Genomic DNA, 18,343 nt, shown 5'->3' on the forward strand with positions numbered 1-18,343 from the left:
CGATGGACGTATCGGGAATGCAGCTCAGGGCGCTGCGGGCGGCGGTCTTCACGGCACTGGCCGTGACGCTGTCCGCGGCTTCCCATGTACTGCTCTCCGGAGCCCCGCTGCCGTGGACCACGGTGGCCGGGCTCTGCGCCGCCGTCTTCGCCCTCGCGTACGCCCTGTCGGGCCGGGAGCGCGGGTACTGGCGGATCGCGAGCCTGCTGGTCCCGCTGGAGCTGGCCGCCGACACCGTCTTCAACGGCAGCCAGGACGTCTGCTACGGCCCCGGCGGCGGCCCGGTCACCGGCTCGCTCCGGGCCCTCGGGCTCGATGTGCTGTGCGGCGGCAGCGTCGGCGGCGGTCTGCCGGGAGTCACGGGTGCCGAGGACGGCGCGGCGGCCCTGCTGCACTCCGCCGACCCCGCGCTGCCGTGGGTGCTGCTGGCCGCGCATGTGTCGGTCGGGCTGCTCGCCGCGGCCTGGCTGCGGCACGGCGAGGCCGCGCTGGCGGGCCTGGTGCGGACGGTGGGCGCGTTCGCCTTCCGGCCGCTGCTGCTGGCGGTCGCCGCGGTGGTGGCGGCACACCGGCCGAGGCGGCGCGTGGTGCGTTCCGTGCCGCGTCATACCGCCTCCCGCACGCTCCTTCTCGTGCACGCCCTCGGCCGGCGGGGTCCCCCGCGGCCGGGCGCGGACTTCGCCCTGTGTGCCTGAGCGGTGCCTGAGCGACGGAGCGGCGGCGCCCGGTACGGTCCCCGGCCTCCGGGGCTCCGGCCACCGGGCCTTGGGGCCCCGGGGTGCCGTCCGCTTCCCGCCGGCCCGGTCCCCGTCCTCCCGGCGGCGGTCCCGGTCTCCTGAGCCGTCCGGGCGGCCGAGGCCCCCGGGTGCCGTGGCCCTCCGCACGCCGGAGCCGCCCGGGCCGTGGAGCCCTGGGGTGCACAGCCCCCGTACGGCTCGCACCGGCCGTTGAGCGGTCCGACGGCCTCAGGCCCACACGGACCGGACCGGCCGGATCAGGCGCGTGTGGCCCCCGCCCGGCACCTCATGGCGATCCGCGCCGCCCCCTCATTCCCCTTTTATCCCTTCATCCCCCCATATTCCGTATCTCCCCGATACGGGCATCTCACGGAGTGAATCAGCATGAGCGCACGCAACAGCAAGGCCAACAAGGCAGCCGCCCGCGAGCGGCTGCGCCAGGAGCGCGAGCGGCAGGCGAAGAAGGAGAGGACCCGCCGACAGTTGATCGTCGCCGGCTCGACGGTCCTGGTCCTCGCGGTCGCGGGCGGCATCGGCTACGGCGTGATGCAGGCCAACAAGCCCGGCCACTGGGAGTCGGCGAAGGACGCGAAGAACGTCACCGCACCCAGGAACACGAGCGGCGAGAACGGCACGACCGTCGTCATCGGCGAGCCCGGGGCGAAGAAGACCCTGGAGCTGTACGAGGACTCCCGCTGCCCGGCCTGCGCGGCCTTCGAGCAGGGAGCGGGCAAGACCCTGGAGAAGGACGTCGCCGAGGGCAAGTACAAGCTGAAGTACATCGGCGCCACGTTCATCGACAACATGGACCAGGGCGAGGGCTCCAAGAACGCGCTGAGCGCGCTGGGCGCCGCGCTGGACGTGAGCCCCGAGGCGTTCACCGAGTACAAGGCCGCGCTGTACTCCCAGAAGTTCCACCCCCAGGAGAGCGAGGACAAGTTCGCCAAGGACTCGTACCTCCTGGAGGTCGCCGACAGCGTCCCGGCGCTCAAGAACAACGCCGCGTTCAAGAAGAACGTCGAGGACGGGACCTTCGACGCGTGGGCGATGAAGATGTCGGCGACGTTCGACAAGAGCGGGGTCGAAGGCACCCCGACGCTGAAGATGGACGGCAAGAAGGTCACGGTGGCGGGCTCGGACAACGCGCCGGAGACGGCCGCGGAGTACCGGACCGCGATCGACAAGGCGCTGAAGGGCTGACGCGCCGCCCGGCCGAAAGGGGCCCGCCCGGCCTGGAGGGACTCCTTCCGGCCGGGGGAGCCCGTACCGCCGGCCGGGAAGGGCCGCACCGGGTCCCTCCCGCAGCCCCGCCGCCGCTCCGTTCCGCGGGGGCGGACGGGCGGGGCGGACCCGTCCGGTCCGGCGGGGCCGCCGGGCCCGGACCGGACCGGACCGGCGGCTACGCCGTGAGCGACTCCAGGAAGCCGAGGGCCACCCGCCAGGTCGCCCCGGCCGCCTCCTCGTCGTAGTCCGGCAGCCCGGGATCGGTGTAGATGTGCCCGGCGCCCGGATAGCGGTAGACCTCCACATCGGCTCCCGCCCTGCCCATCCCCAGATACCAGGCGGTCAGCCAGTCGTGCGGCTCGAAGGGGTCGGGATCGGCGATATGGAGCTGTACGGGCAACTCGTCGGCCGAGGCGTTCTCGGCGATGTCGGAGGTGCCGTGCAACAGCAGCAGCCCGCGGGCCCTGTCGTCGCCGAGCGCCAGGTTCTGGGCGAGGGACGCGCCCAGCGAGAAGCCCGCGTACACCAGACCGCTCTCCGAGTGGGGCGCGGCGGCGAGGACCGCCCGCTTAAGCAGTTCGTCCTGCCCGATCCCGTCCTTGAACGCCATGCCCTCCTCCACCGTCTCAAAGGTCCGCCCCTCGAACAGATCGGGTGTCCATACCGTGTGACCTGCTGCTTCAAGGAGTTCGGCCGCGGAGGTGACGGCCGGCCGCAGACCGTAGGTGGAATGGAAGAGCATGATGTTCATGAGGTCAGGTTACGTTCGAGGACATGGAGAACGCGCTGCGTCCGTTGATCGTGATCGGTGGCTCGGTCGTGCTCACCCTCGTGGTGGGCTGGCTGGTCGATCTGCTGCTGCGACGGGCCGACTCACGGCACACCGAGACCCCCCTGTGGGGACTGCTCCGCCGTGGCCGGCTGCCGCTGCAGTTCGTGCTGGGCACCGCCCTGCTGAGAGGCGCGTACCGCCAGACGGAGATCGGGATCGTCCGGGACCACGAGGCGGGCATCGGGCAGGTGCTGACCCTGGTGCTGATCGGGGCCTCCGCCTGGCTCGTCGTCAGGATCGCCACGGCCGTCGTCGAGTCCACGTACAGCCGCTACGCCGCGGCCACCCGTGATCCGGCCCGGGTACGCCGGGTGCGCACCCAGGTCACGCTGATCCAGCGGGTCGTCATCGCCGTGGTGGGCGTGGTCGCGGTGGCCGCGATGCTGCTGACGTTCCCGGCGATGCGGACGGTCGGCACCTCGATGCTGGCGTCGGCCGGTGTGCTCGGCATCGTCGCCGGTGTCGCCGCCCAGTCCACGCTGGGCAATCTGTTCGCCGGGCTCCAGATCGCGTTCGGCGACATGGTGCGGATAGGCGACACCGTGGTGGTGGACGGCGAGTGGGGAACGGTCGAGGAGATCACCCTCACGTTTCTGGCCGTACGGACCTGGGACGAGCGCCGGATCACGATGCCGGTCTCGTACTTCACCGGCAAGCCGTTCGAGAACTGGTCGCGCGGCGGTGTGCAGATGACCGGGACCGTCTTCTTCCATCTGGACCACTCGGCTCCGGTGCAGCGCATGCGGGAGAAGCTCCATGAGATCGTCCGTGGGCACCCGGCCTGGGACGGCCGCGACTGGTCGCTCGCCGTCACCGACACCACGCCGTCGACGATCCAGCTGCGGGCGGTGGTCACCGCGAAGGACGCGGACGACATCTGGACCGTACGGTGCGCGGTGCGGGAGCAGATGATCGCCTGGCTCTGCGAGCACCACCCGTACGCGCTGCCGCGGATCACCACGGCCGGGGCGGTGGGGCCGGGCGACGGCGCCCGCGCGATCTCCCCGGAGCTCGTGCCGCAGCCGGCGGCGGAGGTCCCGGCGAAGGCGTCGGAGGACGGCGGTCCCCGTACGGGCCGGGGCTGACGGGGTACGGCTCCGGGGCCGGGGCCGCCGGGAGACGTTACGGGGCCATGGCGTACGGGGTCGTCGGCACCCGGGCGGGCGGATCCCGGCGCCGCGCGGATCAAAGGGCCCGGCGGCCGCCCGAGGAGTCCCGCCCACCAAGGAGTCCCGCCCACCGAGGAACCCGACCGGCTGGGAATCCCGACGGCCGAGGGATCCGGCCGGGGAATCCGGCCGAAGGGCCCGGACCCGGCCGGGTCGGGACCTCCGGGCGCCCGGGCGCGGGCGGCCCCGGGCCTCAGTGCCCGCGTTCCGCGCCGCCGTTGACCTGGATCACCTGGGCGGTGATGTGCCCGGCCGCGGACGACGCGAGCCAGTGCAGGGTCTGCGCGATGTCGCCGGGGTGGCCCACCCGCCCGGTCGCGGTCTCGGCGATCAGGGCACGCCGCCGGTCCTCCGGGAACGGCGCCCCGAAGAACCCGGTCTCCTCCACCAGCCCCGGCGCGACCACGTTCACGGTGACCCCGCGCTCCCCGAGGTCCCGGGCGAGCTGGAAGGCGTACGGGTGGAGCGCGGCCTTCGACGCGGCGTACGGCGCCAGGCCCGACCCCCGGTACGCGGCGATCGAGCTGAGGAACAGCACCCGTCCGCCGGGGGTGGCCAGCCGCTCCCGCAGGGCCTCGGTGAGCAGCGCGGCGGTGAGGGTGTTGAGCCGGAAGTTGACCGTCCAGTCGTGGGCGACGGCTTCGAGCGGGTCGGAGTGCCCGGTGCGGGGCTCCAGCCGGCCGTTGCCGCCCGCGCTGTGCACCAGGACGTCGACGGTGCCGTACTCCCGCTCGACAAAATCCGCGACCCGGCGCACATCCCCGGGGTCGCTGAGGTCTCCCGCGCAGTGACGGGCGCCGGGAATCCGCTCCGCCGCCCGCGCGAGCACCTCCTCGCGCCGCCCGAGCAGCACCACCCGGTCCCGGTCCGCGGCGAAGGTCTCCGCCGTCGCCAGCCCGATGCCCGTACCTCCGCCACTGATCACCACGGTGCGCGCCATGCCCGGATCCTATGAGCCATACCGGGCGACAGCGGATATTACGCGCGGAACAACCGCTCCCCTGTTCGGTCGGCCACCCCTACAATCCGCCCCATGGCGGAACCGTTGCGACTGGTACGGGCGGTGGAGGAGCTGACGCTTCGGGCGGACGACCGGGTGCTGGAGATCGGCTGTGGCACCGGTGTCGCCGTCTCCCTGGTCGCCGGTCGGCTCACCACCGGCCGTATCACCGCGATCGACCGCTCGGCACACGCGATCGCGGCCGCCCGGCGGCGCAACGCGGACCATCTCGCGTCGGGGCGGGCCGTACTGCTGCACACCCCGCTGAGCGGGCTCCGTGAACCTCCGGCGCACGAGAACGCCTTCGACACGATCTTCGCGGTGAACGTGAACGGCTTCTGGACGAAGGGACCGGCCGCCGCCGGCCGGGACCTGGATCTCGTACGGGGCCTGCTGGCGCCCCGGGGCACGTTCCTGCTGTTCTACGAGCCGCCGGGGCACGCCCGGGCCGCCGAGCTGGAGGCCGTCCTGCGCCCCCGGCTGACGTGGCCCGGAGCGAGACCGGAGGTCGTGTCCGAACGGTCGGGGCCGAGGGTGCTGCTGAGTCTGCGCGTGACCCCGGACTGACGCCCCCGCCCGCGCATCCCCCGGGACCCGGGCCGGGCGGTCGGGCGCTCCCGGGGCACTGCGGGGAGGCGCCCGCCGCCGGACGTCCGCCCGACGCGGCGATGCCCCGGGACCCGGCCCGGCGCATGCGCACCGGCCCGGTCAGCGGAGGCTGCGTACGTCCAGATGCCTCAGCACCCGGTCCACGATCTCGGGATCCGCGCCCGGTTCGCTGCGGGCGGCGAGCACCTCGTGACGGGCCGCGGACAGCATCTCCCGCTGGATCCGCTGCACGGTCCGCAGGCGCTGGGCCCGCCGGGAGTACCAGTCGCGCCGCTCCTCGTCCACGATGTCCGGGCTGATCCTCGCCCCCACCTCGTACGCTCCCCGGTGCAGCCGCTCGCTGACCTCCTCCGGCAGGTCCTCGACCTCCTCGATCTCCCTCAGCCGGTGCCGGGCCGCCCGCGCGGCCCGTATCGCGAGCTCGTGCTCCAGTTCGCGCTCGGCGTCGGTGTCGGCGCGCACCCCGAGCCGTCGCACCAGCCAGGGCAGTGTCAGCCCCTGGAGCAGCAGGGTGGAGAGGATCACCACGAAGGCGATGAAGACGATCTCGCCCCGCGCGGGGAACGGCTCGCCGCTGTCGGTCCGCAGGGGGATGGCGAGCGCGAGCGCCACCGAGGCCACTCCCCGCATCCCCGACCACCACATGACGACGGTCTCGCGCCAGCTGACGGGGATGTCCTCGTCGTAGTCCCGCCGGGTGTGGAGTCTCTTGGCCAGCCAGGTCGCGGGCAGCAGCCACAGCAGCCGTACGCCCACGACGACCCCGGTGATCGCGGCGCCCCAGGCCAGCATGGCGCCGATACGGCCGTCGGCCGTGCCGAAGACGTTGTGCAGTTCGAGCCCGATGAGACCGAAGGCGACACCGGTCACCAGGGTGTCGACGATGTCCCAGAAGGTGTTCCCGGCCAGCCGTCCCATCACATCGTCCGCGTCGGCGGAGTGCTCGGCGACGAACAGGGCGGTGGTGAGGACGGCGAGCACACCGGAGCCGCGCATCTCCTCCGCGAGGACATAGCTGACGAACGGGACCATCAGCGAGAGACCGACCTGGAGGGTGGGATCGCCGAGAAGGCCCATCAGTCTGTTGGACAGCCAGCCGAGCGCGAGCCCGACGGCTACGGCGACCACGGCGGAGAGCACCAGTTGTCCGGCGGCGACGGGCAGGGAGAAGGTGCCGGTGACGGCCGCCGCGATCGCGACGTGGTAGAGCACGATCGCCGTCACGTCGTTGAACAGCCCCTCGCCCTCCAGGATCGACACCAGCCTGCGGGGCAGCCCGAGCCGCCCGGCGACGGCGGTCGCCGCGACCGGGTCGGGCGGTGCGACGAGCGCGCCGAGCGCGACGGCGGCGGCGATGGGGAGCCCGGGCACGATCGAGTCGGCGACGACCGCGACCGCGGCGGTGGTCACGAACACGAGCGCCACGGCTAGCAGCAGGATCGGCCGTACGTTGGCGGCGAACTGCCGCCAGGAGGTCCGCTGGACGGAGGCGTACAGCAGGGGCGGCAGCACCAGCGGAAGAATGAACTCCGGCGGGAAGTCCACGGTCGGTACGAAGGGCAGGAACGCGACCCCCGCCCCGGCGAGCGTCATCAGCACCGGCGCGGGCAGATCGAACCGCTGCCCCAGCGGCACGGTCACCACGGCCCCGAGTAACAGCGCGAGCAGCAGGGCCATTTGGTCCACGGGGTGCCCTCCGGGGTTCGCGGCCTCCTCGGTCAGGCCCTCAGCCTGCCATGCGGAATCCCCGATTCACCCGCTGCACCGCTGGTGGCGCCCCCTGCCCGGACCACCGGGGCGGCCCGGACCCGCGGGCACCCGCGGGACTGGGTACGGGAAACCCCTACGCGCTCTCGGCCGCGATCGTGTCCAGGGCCCGGCGCAGATCGTCCGGATAGCCGCTCGCGTACTCCACCCACTGCCCGTCCGACGGGTGCTCGAAGCCGAGGCGCACCGCGTGCAGCCACTGCCGGGTCAGTCCCAGGCGCTTGGCCATCGTCGGGTCCGCGCCGTACGTGAGGTCGCCGACGCAGGGGTGCCGGTGGGCGGCCATGTGGACCCGGATCTGGTGGGTACGGCCGGTCTCCAGCTTGATGTCGAGCAGGGAGGCCGCCCGGAACGCCTCCAGCAGGTCGTAGTGCGTGACCGACGGCTTGCCGTCCGCCGTGACCGCCCACTTGTAGTCGTGGTTCGGGTGACGCCCGATGGGAGCGTCGATCGTGCCGCTCATCGGGTCGGGATGGCCCTGCACCAGCGCGTGGTAGCGCTTGTCGACCGTACGCTCCCGGAACTGCTGCTTCAGCAGGGTGTAGGCGCGCTCCGACTTCGCCACCACCATCAGCCCGGACGTGCCGACGTCCAGCCGGTGGACGATGCCCTGGCGTTCCGCCGCGCCCGAGGTCGAGACGCGGTAGCCGGCCGCCGCGAGGCCGCCGATCACGGTGGTCCCGGTCCACCCGGGGCTCGGGTGCGCGGCCACGCCCACGGGCTTCACGATCACGACGATGTCGTCGTCGTCGTGGATGATCTCCATGCCCTCGACGGGCTCCGCCACGATCTGGACCGGCGCGGGGGCCCCCGGCATCTCGACCTCCAGCCAGGCCCCGCCGTGCACCCGCTCGGACTTTCCGACGACCGAGCCGTCCACCTGCACCTTCCCCGCCGCGGCGAGCTCGGCCGCCTTCGTACGGGAGAACCCGAACATCCGGGAGATGGCGGCGTCGACGCGCTCGCCCTCAAGGCCGTCGGGTACGGGCAGGGTGCGGATCTCGGGAAGCGTACTCACCCGTCGAGTATGCCTTGCCCGGCCCACACGCCGGACGACGGTCCATGGGCGGCGGTCCGGCGGCCCGCGCGCGCGGTCGCCGCGCCGGTCCCGGTGGACCGGCGCGGTCTGTCTTCAGCCCGGTCCTCGCCGCCGGCCCCGGTCTTCAGTCCTTGTGGACCGTTCCGTCGGGGTCGAGGCCGCGGAAGGAGAGGATCACGATCAGGATGCCGCCGCAGACGATCGCGGAGTCGGCGAGATTGAAGACGGCGAAGCCCTTGGGGGCGATGAAGTCGACGACCGCTCCCTCGAAGACCCCGGGGGCGCGGAAGATCCGGTCCGTGAGATTGCCGAGCGCCCCGCCGAGCAGCAGCCCGAGCGCGATGGCCCACGGAAGGCTGTAGAGCTTGCGCGCCAGCCGGATGATCACGACGATCACCGTCGCCGCGATGACGGTGAAGATCACGGTGAACGCCTCACCGATACCGAAGGCCGCGCCCGCGTTCCGCACCGCCTCGAACCGCAGCAGATCACCGATGATCTCGATGGGTGCGTGGTGCTCCAGCTTGGCCACCACGATCATCTTGCTGACGAGGTCGATCAGATACGCCACGACCGCCACACCGAAGAGCACGGCGATCCTGCGCCTGCCCTTGGGCTGCTCGGCCGGCGCCGCAGCCTCGTCGTCCACATCCGGCGTACCGATGATGCGCTCCGCCTCTGCCACGTGAGTCCCTCAACCTAGGTGCCTGACTGAGCACGAGGGTACGTCACACGTGCGGTTTCAGCCCCGCCGCTCCTGCTTCTGCTTGCACTCCACACACAGGGTGGCCCGGGGGAACGCCTGCATCCTGGCCTTGCCGATGGGCTTGCCGCAGTTCTCGCAGATGCCGTAGGTACCGGCGTCGAGGCGCAGCAGCGCGCGCTCGGTCTGCTCCAGCATCTCGCGCGCGTTCGCGGCGAGCGCCAGCTCGTGCTCACGCGTGATGTTCTTGGTCCCGGTGTCGGCGTCGTCGTCGCCCGCGCCGTCACCGGAGTCGCGCATCAGTCCGGTCAGGGCGGCCTCGGAGGCGGTCAGCTCGGCGGTCAGCCGGGCGACGTCGCCCGCCAGCCCGGCCCGTGCCCCGGCGACCTCTTCCGGGGTCCAGGGCTCCTCGCCGGGCCGTACCGCGAGCTCCTCGGGGGACGCCGCGGCCCCACGGGCCGTGGGTACCGCTGCCGGGTCCTCGCCGACAGCCACGGTCTTCTTCGCTCCCACTGTCCTGGCTCCTGTCTGCTTGGCCGCTGTCCGCTTCGCCGCCGACTTCCCGGCCGCCGTCGTCCTGACCGCCGTCTTCCTGGCCGCCGCGTTCTCGGCGGGTGCCTTCCCGCTCCCGGACGTCCCGGCCGCCGTCTTCTTCACCGCCGCCTTCTTCGCCGTGCTCTTCCCGGCCGCCGCCTTCTCCACGACCGCCGTCCCGGCGGCCGTCGTGGCCGACGTCCCGGCCGCGGGAGCCGACCGCTTCGCGGCGGAGGTCTTCCTCGCCGCGGTCTTCTTCACCGCCGCCTTCCTGGCCACGGTCTTCCTGGCCACCGCCCTCTTGGCCGACGCCTCCCCGGCCGCCGTCTTCCCGGCCGCCGTCCTCCTCGCGGCGGTGCGCTTCTTCCCTTGTGTACCTCCGGCCGCCGCCTCAGCGGCGGTGGATGTCGCGGACGCCGGTTTCCTCTCGGCAGTCTTTTTCGCCACCATGGCCGCGGCCCCTTCACATATTGTGATCTTGCTCGCGAATCGTGCTGGGACGATAAATCGACACCAGCCCCGCGGCAAACGGGCCACGCCGCCGCTTCGACCGCCCCGGCCTCGTTGAAGCGGACCTGCATCCGTTGTGCCCAGCTCCCCGCCGGGTAATCCGCCCCTTGACAGCACCCGGACTCCCCGGTCCGAGGTCTGACCGTTCGGGTCATGTACGCGCCCATCCGCCGCACTCGCGAAATCCGGTCCGCCCGCCCCCGGCGGGGCCCTTACACTGGGCGGAGCGAAAGGCTTGGATGGGGACGAGTAGCGTCGTACGCAGCCATGAGCGACCCGGGGACGGTGCGAGCCCGGGGGCGAGCGCGGTGTGAAGCATCACCCCGGAGCCGCCGGAAGAAAACCCCGAGGTCAGCAGCCGCGAGGTGAGTAGACCCGGCGTCGCGACCCCAATGAGGGGGCGGTGCGCCCACGCGCCGCCAAGGAGGGTGGTACCGCGGGAGCCCAGGCGCTCTCGTCCCTCCGACGGAAGAGAATCTGTCCGCCGGAGGAGTTCGTCGATGACACCCCCGCAGTACCGCCAGGTGCCCGCCCAGGTCGACCTGCCCGCGCTGGAGCACGCCGTGCTCGGCTTCTGGCGCGAGAACAAGATCTTCGCCAAGAGCCTCGCCCAGTCCGAGGGCCGCCCCGAGTGGGTCTTCTACGAGGGCCCCCCGACCGCCAACGGCATGCCCGGTGCGCACCACATCGAGGCCCGTGTCTTCAAGGACGTCTTCCCCCGCTTCCGGACGATGCGCGGCTACCACGTCGCCCGCAAGGCCGGCTGGGACTGCCACGGGCTGCCGGTCGAGCTGGCCGTCGAGAAGGAGCTGGGCTTCTCCGGCAAGCAGGACATCGAGGCGTACGGCATCGCCGAGTTCAACGCCAAGTGCCGCGAGTCGGTCACCCGGCACACGGACGCCTTCGCCGAGCTCACCGACCGTATGGGCTACTGGGTCGACCTGGACGACGCGTACTGGACGATGAAGCCGGAGTACATCGACTCCGTCTGGTGGTCGCTGAAGGAGATCTTCGGCAAGGGGCTGCTGGTCCAGGACCACCGCGTCGCCCCCTGGTGTCCGCGCTGCGGCACCGGCCTGTCGGACCACGAGCTGGCGCAGGGGTACGAGACGGTCGTCGACCCCTCGGTCTTCGTCCGCTTCCCGCTGACCTCCGGCCCCCTCGCGGGCGAGGCGTCGCTGCTCGTGTGGACGACGACCCCCTGGACGCTGGTGTCCAACACGGCGGTCGCCGCGCACCCCTCGGTCACCTATGTCGTGGCGACGAACGGCGAGGAGAAGCTCGTTGTCGCCGAGCCCCTGCTGGAGAAGGTGTTCGGCGCGGCGGCACCCTCGGGGCAGCAGGGCCCGGAGGGTGGGTGGGAGCTCACCGGTCAGTCGTTCACCGGCGCGGACATGGAGCGCTGGACGTACGAGCGGCCCTTCGAGCTGGTGGAGTTCCCCGCTCCGGCGCACTACGTGGTCAACGCGGACTACGTCACGACCGAGGACGGCACGGGTCTGGTCCACCAGTCCCCCGCCTTCGGTGAGGACGACCTGAAGGTCTGCCGCGCGTACGGCCTGCCGGTCGTGAACCCGGTCCGCCCCGACGGCACCTTCGAGGAGGACGTCCCGCTCGTCGGCGGCGTCTTCTTCAAGAAGGCCGACGAGGCGCTCACCGCCGACCTCAAGGAGCGCGGCCGCCTCTTCCGCCACGTCCCGTACGAGCACAGCTATCCGCACTGCTGGCGCTGCCACACCGCGCTGCTCTACTACGCCCAGCCGTCCTGGTACATCCGTACGACCGCGGTCAAGGACCGGCTGATCGAGGAGAACGAGAACACCAACTGGTTCCCCGACTCGGTCAAGCACGGCCGGTACGGCGACTGGCTCAACAACAACATCGACTGGGCGCTCTCCCGCAACCGCTACTGGGGCACCCCGCTGCCGGTCTGGCGCTGTGAGGAGGACCACCTCACGTGCGTCGGCTCGCGCGCCGAGCTGTCGGAGCTGACGGGCAGGGACCAGTCGGACCTGGACCCGCACCGGCCGTTCATCGACGCGGTCACCTTCGACTGCCCGCAGTGCTCCGGCACCGCGACCCGGGTCCCCGAGGTCATCGACGCCTGGTACGACGCGGGCTCGATGCCGTTCGCGCAGTGGGGCTACCCGTACCGGAACAAGGAGATCTTCGAGAAGCGCTATCCGGCGCAGTTCATCTCCGAGGCGATCGACCAGACGCGCGGCTGGTTCTACACGCTGATGGCGGTCGGGACCCTCGTCTTCGACAAGTCGTCGTACGAGAACGTGGTCTGTCTCGGCCACATCCTCGCCGAAGACGGCCGGAAAATGTCCAAGCACCTGGGCAACATCCTCCAGCCGATCCCGCTGATGGACCAGCACGGCGCTGACGCGGTCCGCTGGTTCATGGCCGCCGGCGGCTCCCCGTGGTCGGCGCGCCGGGTGGGTCACTCCGCGATCCAGGAGGTCGTGCGGAAGACCCTGCTCACGTACTGGAACACGGTCGCCTTCCAGGCGCTGTACGCCCGTACGTCGAACTGGACGCCGTCCGATGCCGACCCGGCGCCGGGTGAGCGTACGGTGCTGGACCGCTGGCTGCTCAGCGAGCTGAACGCGCTGGTCGACCAGACGACCGAGGCGATGGAGGGCTACGACACCCAGCGCGCCGGAAAGCTGCTCTCCGCGTTCGTCGACGATCTGTCGAACTGGTACGTACGCCGGTCCCGCCGCCGCTTCTGGCAGGGCGACGCGGCGGCGCTGCGCACCCTGCACGAGGTGATCGAGACGGTGACCCGGCTGATGGCCCCGCTCACCCCCTTCATCACGGAGCGGGTCTGGCAGGACCTGGTCGGCCCGGTGACCCCGGGGGCCCCCGAGTCGGTGCATCTGTCGGACTGGCCCGTGGTGGAGCCGGACGCGATCGACCCCGCGCTGTCCCGGCAGATGGCGCTCGTCCGCCGGCTGGTCGAGCTGGGCCGGGCGACCCGTGCGGAGTCGGGTGTGAAGACCCGTCAGCCGCTGTCGCGCGCGCTGGTCGGGGCGACGGGATTCGAGGCGCTCTCCCCCGAGCTGCGCTCCCAGATCACCGAGGAGCTGAACGTCTCCTCGCTGGCGTCGCTGTCCGAGGTCGGCGGCTCGCTGGTCGACACGACCGCGAAGGCGAACTTCCGGGCCCTGGGCAAGCGCTTCGGCAAGGGCGTCCAGGCGGTGGCCGGGGCGATCGCCGCGACGGACGCCGCCGCGCTCTCCCTCGCGCTCCGCGCGGGGACGGCCACCCTGGACGTCGACGGCGAGACGATCACCCTCGCCCCGGACGAGGTCATCATCACGGAGACCCCGCGCGAGGGCTGGTCGGTCGCCTCCGACTCGGGTGCGACCGTCGCCCTCGATCTGGAGATCACCCCCGAGCTCCGGCTCGCGGGACTCGCCCGTGACGCGATCCGGCTGATCCAGGAGGCCCGTAAGAACAGCGGTCTGGACGTCGCGGACCGGATCGCGGTCGCCTGGTCGTCGGCCGACCCGTCGACCGTCGAGGCCCTCACCGAGCACGCCCCGCTGATCGCGGACGAGGTCCTGGCGACGTCGTTCACCCGGTCGGCTCCGGACGACACGTTCGGCCCGGCGTTCACGGACGAGTCGCTGGCACTGACGTTCCACCTGCGCAAGCGGTAGCCGTCGTTCCGGCCCCTCCGGCGGACTCCGGCGGGGCCGGGTGCCCCGCCGGAGGAGTACCTACGGCTGCCGCGAAGGCACGCGTTCCCAGGAGTCCGCACGGTCCGGCAGCCGGGCCCGCCGACGTACACCCCCACACCGGGGGCGTACGTCGGCGCCTCCGGCATGCCCGGACGCGCCGCCCCGGCCCCTTCGCGCCCCCAGGGCGCTTCTGATGGATCTTGCTGGGCTCGCGTGCCCTGGTACCGCGCCTCTCCCCCGGAGCTTCGCCCGGGAGGTACCCCCATCCTCCGCCTTGCGATCCACGGCACCAGACCCCGCTCACCGACCCGGCCTGACCCATCAGAAACGCCCTCGGCGGTGCCGATGGGCGGCGGACCCACCGCCCGCCCGGGACCGTTGACCTCACCGGTGGTGCGGGCCCGGCCCAAGCACCGCACCCGGCCCCGGTCGCACGGCCCAAGCCCTCGAACAGTTCCCCGCCTTCCTGCGTGACCCGTCCGGTCCGGTCGCCGCGGAGAACCGTTCGGCTCCGGGTGCGGCACCACCCCCGGAGCCGGTCGGCCCTGACGGACCGGAGTTCTCAAGATCACACCGGGAACGCTTTCCGGCAACGCCGAAAGGGCCGGTCTCGGAACGGTGAACGTTCCGGGACCGGCCCTGACGGCTGCCTGCCGACGGCTACGCGCTGGGCGCGCTGCCCGCCGTCAGTTGTCGTCCTCGTCGATCAGGAAACCGCGCATCGGGGACGGCGCCTGCTGCATCGGCTGCGGTGCCTGCGGACGGACCGGAGCCATCGGCTGAGTCATCGCCGGCGACATCTGCTGCTGACCGCCGTACGAAGGACCACCGCCCATGGACGGACCGCCGCCGTTCATGGAGGACCCCATGGACGGACCGCCGCTCATGCTGTGGCCCATCGCACCCGCGCCGGCCGAGGCCATCGACGGGGACGGCGGCAGCGACGCGGCGGCCGGGGTCCGCGGCGGGGCGAGCGAGTCGTCGGCCTGGGTCTCCAACTGGCGCAGCTGGCTCTCCAGGTAGGACTTCAGACGGGTGCGGTACTCGCGCTCGAAGCCGCGCAGGTCCTCGACCTTGCGCTCCAGTGTGGCGCGGGCCGACTCCAGCGAGCCCATCGCGACGCGGTGCTTCTCCTGGGCGTCCCGCTCAAGAGCGTCCGCCTTGGCGCGGGCGTCCCGCTCCAGGCCCTCGGCACGCGACCGGGCCTCGCCGACGATCTTGTTGGCCTCGGAACGGGCCTCGGCGATCGCCTGGTCCGCGGTCTGCTGAGCCAGCGACAGCACCCGCGCGGCGCTGTCGCCGCCGGGGCCCTGACCGGGCATCTGCTGCGGGTGACCGCCCATCGGGCCACCCTGCATCGGGCCACCCTGCATGGGACCGCCCTGCATGGGACCGCCCTGCATGGGACCGCCCTGCATCGGGCCACCCTGCATGGGACCGCCCTGCATCGGGCCGCCCTGCATGGGGCCACCCATCGGGGGACCGCCCATGGGGCCGCCCTGCATCGGGCCGGGTCCGCCCATCGGGCCGCCGTGACTCGGGCCGGCCGGCAGCTGGGGCGCGCCACCGGGCAGCTGGGGCGGACCCATCTGCGGCTGCTGCTGCTGCTGGACGGGAGGTCCGGATATGGCGGCGGGCACGGGTGCGCCGGGACCGCGAGCATCCTGTGGCTCGGGGGGTTTGCGCATGCCCTGCTGCTGGTTCTGCGCGGCCGCACGGGTCGCCGCGGCCAACTTGGCACGCAGGTCCTCGTTCTCGCGGAGCAGGCGGGTCAGCTCGGCCTCGACCTCGTCAAGGAAGGCATCGACCTCGTCCTCGTCATAGCCTTCTCGGAGGCGGACCGTCGTGAACTGCTTGTTCCGCACGTCCTCGGGGGTCAGCGGCATCTCTTCTTCACCTCTACGTAGTCGTCGGCAGTCGGCAAGACCGTATCGTCCACAGTCATCCGGTCACCTCGCGAAGTTGCCCACGATGGAGATCAGGACGTAAACGATGATCATCAGAACGAAGAAGGACAGGTCGAGTGCCACGCCCCCGAGACGCAACGGCGGGATGAACCGCCGAAGAAGCTTGAGCGGTGGATCGGTGACAGTGTAGGTGGCCTCAAGAAGCACCACCATCACCTTGCCGGGTTGCCATGAACGTGCGAACTGGAAGACGTAGTCCATGACCAACCGGAAGATCAGCACGACCAGGAAGCACACCAGCGCGATGTAAACCACCTGTAGTGCGACGCCCATCCCGCGCTTCCCTCTCCCCTGTGCTCTCGCTGTCCGGCCTCGCGGCCGGGTTGTCCCGGTGTCGTGTTCTCAGCTCTGGTTGAAGAATCCGCCCTCTGCGATACGGGCCTTGTCCTCCGCCGTGACATCGACGTTAGCAGGCGACAAGAGGAACACCTTCTGGGTCACCCGCTCAATGCTTCCGTGCAGACCGAAGACAAGTCCCGCGGCAAAGTCGACAAGTCGCTTTGCATCGGTGTCGTCCATCTCGGTCAAATTCATGATCACCGGAGTGCCCTCACGGAAGTGTTCCCCGATGGTACGGGCTTCGTTGTAGGTCCGGGGGTGCAAAGTGGTGATGCGGTAAGGCTCCCGCTCGGACACAACCTTGGGCATGATCACCGGTGCGTTCTTCTCCAGGCTCGGACGTTCAGGTGTGATGGACGCCACGGGGGCGATGCGGGCGGGGCGCCCGCTTTCCGCGGGGACCGAAGCGGAATGAGACACCGGTTCGCGGGGCGCCGGAGGCTGCACCGCCCGTACGGGCTCCTCCCGTTCGACCTGATGCGAAGGCTGGTGCCGCCGGTGCTCCCGCTCGGGCTCCGGCTCGGGTTCGAAGTCGTCGTCGGGGTCGAATCCCCTGCCGTCGTACCCATCGTCCTCCACGAGGCCGAGGTAGACCGCCATCTTGCGCATCGCGCCGGCCATTGCTCTGAGTCCTCCGCTCTGTGGTGGATCGGCCTCGTCACCAAGTGCCCGCGATCCACGCGGTCTGCCCGTTTTTCCACGGGAATGACCATATTTTCTGCTGTGGTCCGACCTGCTTGGCGACGTTACCCGAGCCGGGGACGGACTCCGAGTACCGCAGTGCCGACGCGCACATGTGTCGCTCCCGCCGCCACGGCCTCCTCAAGGTCCGCGCTCATCCCTGCGGACACCATGTTCGCAGCCGGATGCGCCGAGCGCAGGCTGGATGAGAATTCCATCAGCCGCTCGAACGCCGCCTGTTGCCGTCCCGCGAACGGGCCGGCGAGCGGCGCGACGGTCATCAGTCCGTCAAGCCGCAGTCCGGGCGCGCCGTCGATCGCGGCCGCCAGTTCCCCGATGCCGTCCGGTGCCACACCGCCGCGGTCACCCCGCGCACCCTCCTCGGCGTCCAGGGCGACCTGAATCAGACAGCCGAGCTCGCGCCCGGCCCGTACCGCCGCCGTGGAGAGCGCCGTGACCAGCTTGACCCGGTCGATCGACTGTACGACATCGGCATAACTCGCTACAGATCGCACCTTATTGGTCTGCAACTGACCGACGAAGTGCCAGACGAGATCGAGATCCGCGCACGCGGCGGCCTTGGGCGCCGCGTCCTGGTCGCGGTTCTCCGCCATATGACGTACCCCGAGTTCTCTGAGGATCCGCACGTCACTGGCCGGATACGTCTTGGTGACGACGATGAGTGTCACCTCCTCGCGCCCCCGGCCCGCGGCCGCGCAGGCGGAGACGATACGTTCCTCCACCGATGCGAGGTTCGAGGCGAGTTCGGTCCGACGATCCGTCATGAATCTCCTGCTCCCGGCCCGTCGGGCGGTGTGAGCCAGACATATCCGGCGAGCCGCCCGGTGGTGCGGTCGCGGCGGTACGAGTAGTGGTCCCGCGACTCCAGGGTGCAGATCCCGGATGCCTGCCGGTCCCGGACACCGAGGGCGTCGAGCTGGGCGTGGACCCCCGCGGTGACATCGACGGCCGGGGTGCCCCAGCTCGTCTCGGACCAGGCGGCCGGCTCGGCGGCGGCCACCTCCGCGCGCATCCGCTCCGGGACTTCGTAGCAGCGGCCGCAGACCGCGGGCCCGGTCCTCGCGACGATCCGTCCGGGATCGGCACCGAGGGAGGTCATCGCCGCCACCGTCGCGGGCACGATCCCGGCGACCAGTCCGGGGCGGCCCGCGTGGGCCGCGGCACTCACTCCCGCGACCGGATCGGCCAGCAGTACGGGAGTGCAGTCGGCCGTCAGTACGGCGAGGGCGAGTCGCGGCGTGGCGGTGACGAGACCGTCGACCGACGGAATCGGGCCATCGCCCCAGGGTCCGTCCACCTTGGCCACATCTTTTCCATGGACCTGGTTCATCCAGACGACATCGGCCGGATCGAGCCCCAGCTTTCCGGCGGCGAGGGCCCGGTTGGTCCGTACGGCACCGGGGTCGTCGCCGACCGCGCCGCCGAGATTCAGCTCCTCGTACGGAACGGCGCTCACCCCGCCCCACCGGTCGGTGAAGGCGAAGTGCGCGCCGCTCTGGTGTATCGCGTGGTGCCGCAC

General features: G+C 71.5%; 16 protein-coding genes and 1 pseudogene. 5 read left to right on the plus strand and 12 right to left on the minus strand.

Annotation, left to right across the window (positions count from 1 at the left end):
* The first annotated feature begins 2 nt into the window (after window positions 1-2).
* Together ACFYT4_RS24350 and ACFYT4_RS24355 are read left to right on the plus strand one after the other, a co-directional pair.
* A complete protein-coding gene (locus tag ACFYT4_RS24350) occupies window positions 3-695 on the plus strand; it encodes a hypothetical protein (RefSeq protein WP_389272912.1) in 693 nt (230 codons plus the stop codon).
* Window positions 696-1,121: 426 nt separating this feature from the next.
* The gene (locus ACFYT4_RS24355; protein ID WP_389272737.1) at window positions 1,122-1,937 is read left to right on the plus strand and encodes a DsbA family protein; all 816 of its coding nucleotides are present in this window, start codon (window positions 1,122-1,124) and stop codon (window positions 1,935-1,937) included.
* A gap of 199 nt (window positions 1,938-2,136) precedes the next feature.
* On the opposite strand, the gene ACFYT4_RS24360 is transcribed toward ACFYT4_RS24355, so the two are convergent.
* Window positions 2,137-2,712 carry a dienelactone hydrolase family protein gene (locus ACFYT4_RS24360; protein ID WP_389272740.1) on the minus strand — a complete coding sequence of 192 codons (576 nt, stop codon included), beginning with the start codon at window positions 2,710-2,712 and terminating at the stop codon, window positions 2,137-2,139.
* A 23-nt stretch (window positions 2,713-2,735) separates the two neighbouring features.
* On the opposite strand from ACFYT4_RS24360, the gene ACFYT4_RS24365 reads away from it, so the two are divergent.
* Window positions 2,736-3,878 carry a mechanosensitive ion channel family protein gene (locus ACFYT4_RS24365; protein WP_389272743.1) on the plus strand — a complete coding sequence of 381 codons (1,143 nt, stop codon included), beginning with the start codon at window positions 2,736-2,738 and terminating at the stop codon, window positions 3,876-3,878.
* 277 nt (window positions 3,879-4,155) lie between these two features.
* Here the strand turns inward: ACFYT4_RS24365 and ACFYT4_RS24370 are convergent, their stop codons facing one another.
* Window positions 4,156-4,902, minus strand: a complete 747-nt coding sequence (locus ACFYT4_RS24370) for an SDR family NAD(P)-dependent oxidoreductase (protein ID WP_389272746.1) — start codon at window positions 4,900-4,902, stop codon at window positions 4,156-4,158.
* Between the two features lie 93 nt (window positions 4,903-4,995).
* Between ACFYT4_RS24370 and ACFYT4_RS24375 the strand changes: the two genes are divergently transcribed.
* A complete protein-coding gene (locus ACFYT4_RS24375; protein ID WP_389272749.1) occupies window positions 4,996-5,529 on the plus strand; it encodes an SAM-dependent methyltransferase in 534 nt (177 codons plus the stop codon).
* A gap of 141 nt (window positions 5,530-5,670) precedes the next feature.
* On the opposite strand, the gene ACFYT4_RS24380 is transcribed toward ACFYT4_RS24375, so the two are convergent.
* From ACFYT4_RS24380 to ACFYT4_RS24400, 5 genes and pseudogenes are all read right to left on the minus strand, one after another.
* Window positions 5,671-7,257 carry a Na+/H+ antiporter gene (locus tag ACFYT4_RS24380; protein ID WP_389272752.1) on the minus strand — a complete coding sequence of 529 codons (1,587 nt, stop codon included), beginning with the start codon at window positions 7,255-7,257 and terminating at the stop codon, window positions 5,671-5,673.
* A gap of 157 nt (window positions 7,258-7,414) precedes the next feature.
* Window positions 7,415-8,356: an RluA family pseudouridine synthase gene (locus ACFYT4_RS24385; RefSeq protein WP_389272755.1), complete on the minus strand. Its 942-nt coding sequence runs from the start codon at window positions 8,354-8,356 to the stop codon at window positions 7,415-7,417.
* 145 nt (window positions 8,357-8,501) lie between these two features.
* Window positions 8,502-9,062: a signal peptidase II gene (gene lspA, locus ACFYT4_RS24390; protein WP_389272758.1), complete on the minus strand. Its 561-nt coding sequence runs from the start codon at window positions 9,060-9,062 to the stop codon at window positions 8,502-8,504.
* A gap of 57 nt (window positions 9,063-9,119) precedes the next feature.
* A complete protein-coding gene (locus ACFYT4_RS24395) occupies window positions 9,120-9,593 on the minus strand; it encodes a TraR/DksA family transcriptional regulator (RefSeq protein ID WP_389272915.1) in 474 nt (157 codons plus the stop codon).
* Window positions 9,594-9,626: 33 nt separating this feature from the next.
* A pseudogene (locus tag ACFYT4_RS24400) lies at window positions 9,627-10,064 on the minus strand (hypothetical protein); the annotation flags it as partial.
* Between the two features lie 560 nt (window positions 10,065-10,624).
* On the opposite strand from ACFYT4_RS24400, the gene ileS reads away from it, so the two are divergent.
* Entirely contained in the window at window positions 10,625-13,795 is a 3,171-nt protein-coding gene (gene ileS / locus ACFYT4_RS24405) for an isoleucine--tRNA ligase (protein ID WP_389272761.1), read from the plus strand.
* 707 nt (window positions 13,796-14,502) lie between these two features.
* Here ileS and ACFYT4_RS24410 read toward each other — a convergent pair.
* The 5 genes from ACFYT4_RS24410 to pgeF all read right to left on the minus strand — a co-directional run bounded on the left by ACFYT4_RS24410 (window position 14,503) and on the right by pgeF (window position 18,343).
* Window positions 14,503-15,702 carry a DivIVA domain-containing protein gene (locus tag ACFYT4_RS24410; RefSeq protein ID WP_389272764.1) on the minus strand — a complete coding sequence of 400 codons (1,200 nt, stop codon included), beginning with the start codon at window positions 15,700-15,702 and terminating at the stop codon, window positions 14,503-14,505.
* 63 nt (window positions 15,703-15,765) lie between these two features.
* Window positions 15,766-16,056 (minus strand): YggT family protein, encoded by a 291-nt coding sequence (locus tag ACFYT4_RS24415; RefSeq protein WP_389272767.1) that lies wholly within the window; start codon window positions 16,054-16,056, stop codon window positions 15,766-15,768.
* Between the two features lie 69 nt (window positions 16,057-16,125).
* A complete protein-coding gene (locus ACFYT4_RS24420; protein ID WP_389272769.1) occupies window positions 16,126-16,743 on the minus strand; it encodes a cell division protein SepF in 618 nt (205 codons plus the stop codon).
* 125 nt (window positions 16,744-16,868) lie between these two features.
* Complete coding sequence (locus ACFYT4_RS24425; RefSeq protein WP_389272772.1) at window positions 16,869-17,588, minus strand: YggS family pyridoxal phosphate-dependent enzyme; 720 nt, start codon at window positions 17,586-17,588, stop codon at window positions 16,869-16,871.
* Complete coding sequence (pgeF, locus tag ACFYT4_RS24430) at window positions 17,585-18,343, minus strand: peptidoglycan editing factor PgeF (protein WP_389272775.1); 759 nt, start codon at window positions 18,341-18,343, stop codon at window positions 17,585-17,587. Before pgeF ends, ACFYT4_RS24425 begins: the two co-directional genes overlap by 4 nt.

It is taken from the genome of Streptomyces sp. NPDC004609 (assembly GCF_042873655.1).
In the GTDB taxonomy this organism is placed as follows: Bacteria; Actinomycetota; Actinomycetes; order Streptomycetales; family Streptomycetaceae; genus Streptomyces.

Coding starts and splice junctions, on each gene's coding strand:
- ACFYT4_RS24420 (WP_389272769.1), bottom strand. CDS start 16,743: ATGGCCGGCGCGATGCGCAAGATGGCGGTCTACCTCGGCCTCGTGGAG.
- ACFYT4_RS24355 (WP_389272737.1), top strand. CDS start 1,122: ATGAGCGCACGCAACAGCAAGGCCAACAAGGCAGCCGCCCGCGAGCGG.
- ACFYT4_RS24415 (WP_389272767.1), bottom strand. CDS start 16,056: ATGGGCGTCGCACTACAGGTGGTTTACATCGCGCTGGTGTGCTTCCTG.
- ACFYT4_RS24370 (WP_389272746.1), bottom strand. CDS start 4,902: ATGGCGCGCACCGTGGTGATCAGTGGCGGAGGTACGGGCATCGGGCTG.
- ileS (WP_389272761.1), top strand. CDS start 10,625: ATGACACCCCCGCAGTACCGCCAGGTGCCCGCCCAGGTCGACCTGCCC.
- ACFYT4_RS24350 (WP_389272912.1), top strand. CDS start 3: ATGGACGTATCGGGAATGCAGCTCAGGGCGCTGCGGGCGGCGGTCTTC.
- ACFYT4_RS24365 (WP_389272743.1), top strand. CDS start 2,736: ATGGAGAACGCGCTGCGTCCGTTGATCGTGATCGGTGGCTCGGTCGTG.
- ACFYT4_RS24410 (WP_389272764.1), bottom strand. CDS start 15,702: ATGCCGCTGACCCCCGAGGACGTGCGGAACAAGCAGTTCACGACGGTC.
- ACFYT4_RS24425 (WP_389272772.1), bottom strand. CDS start 17,588: ATGACGGATCGTCGGACCGAACTCGCCTCGAACCTCGCATCGGTGGAG.
- ACFYT4_RS24360 (WP_389272740.1), bottom strand. CDS start 2,712: ATGAACATCATGCTCTTCCATTCCACCTACGGTCTGCGGCCGGCCGTC.
- ACFYT4_RS24375 (WP_389272749.1), top strand. CDS start 4,996: ATGGCGGAACCGTTGCGACTGGTACGGGCGGTGGAGGAGCTGACGCTT.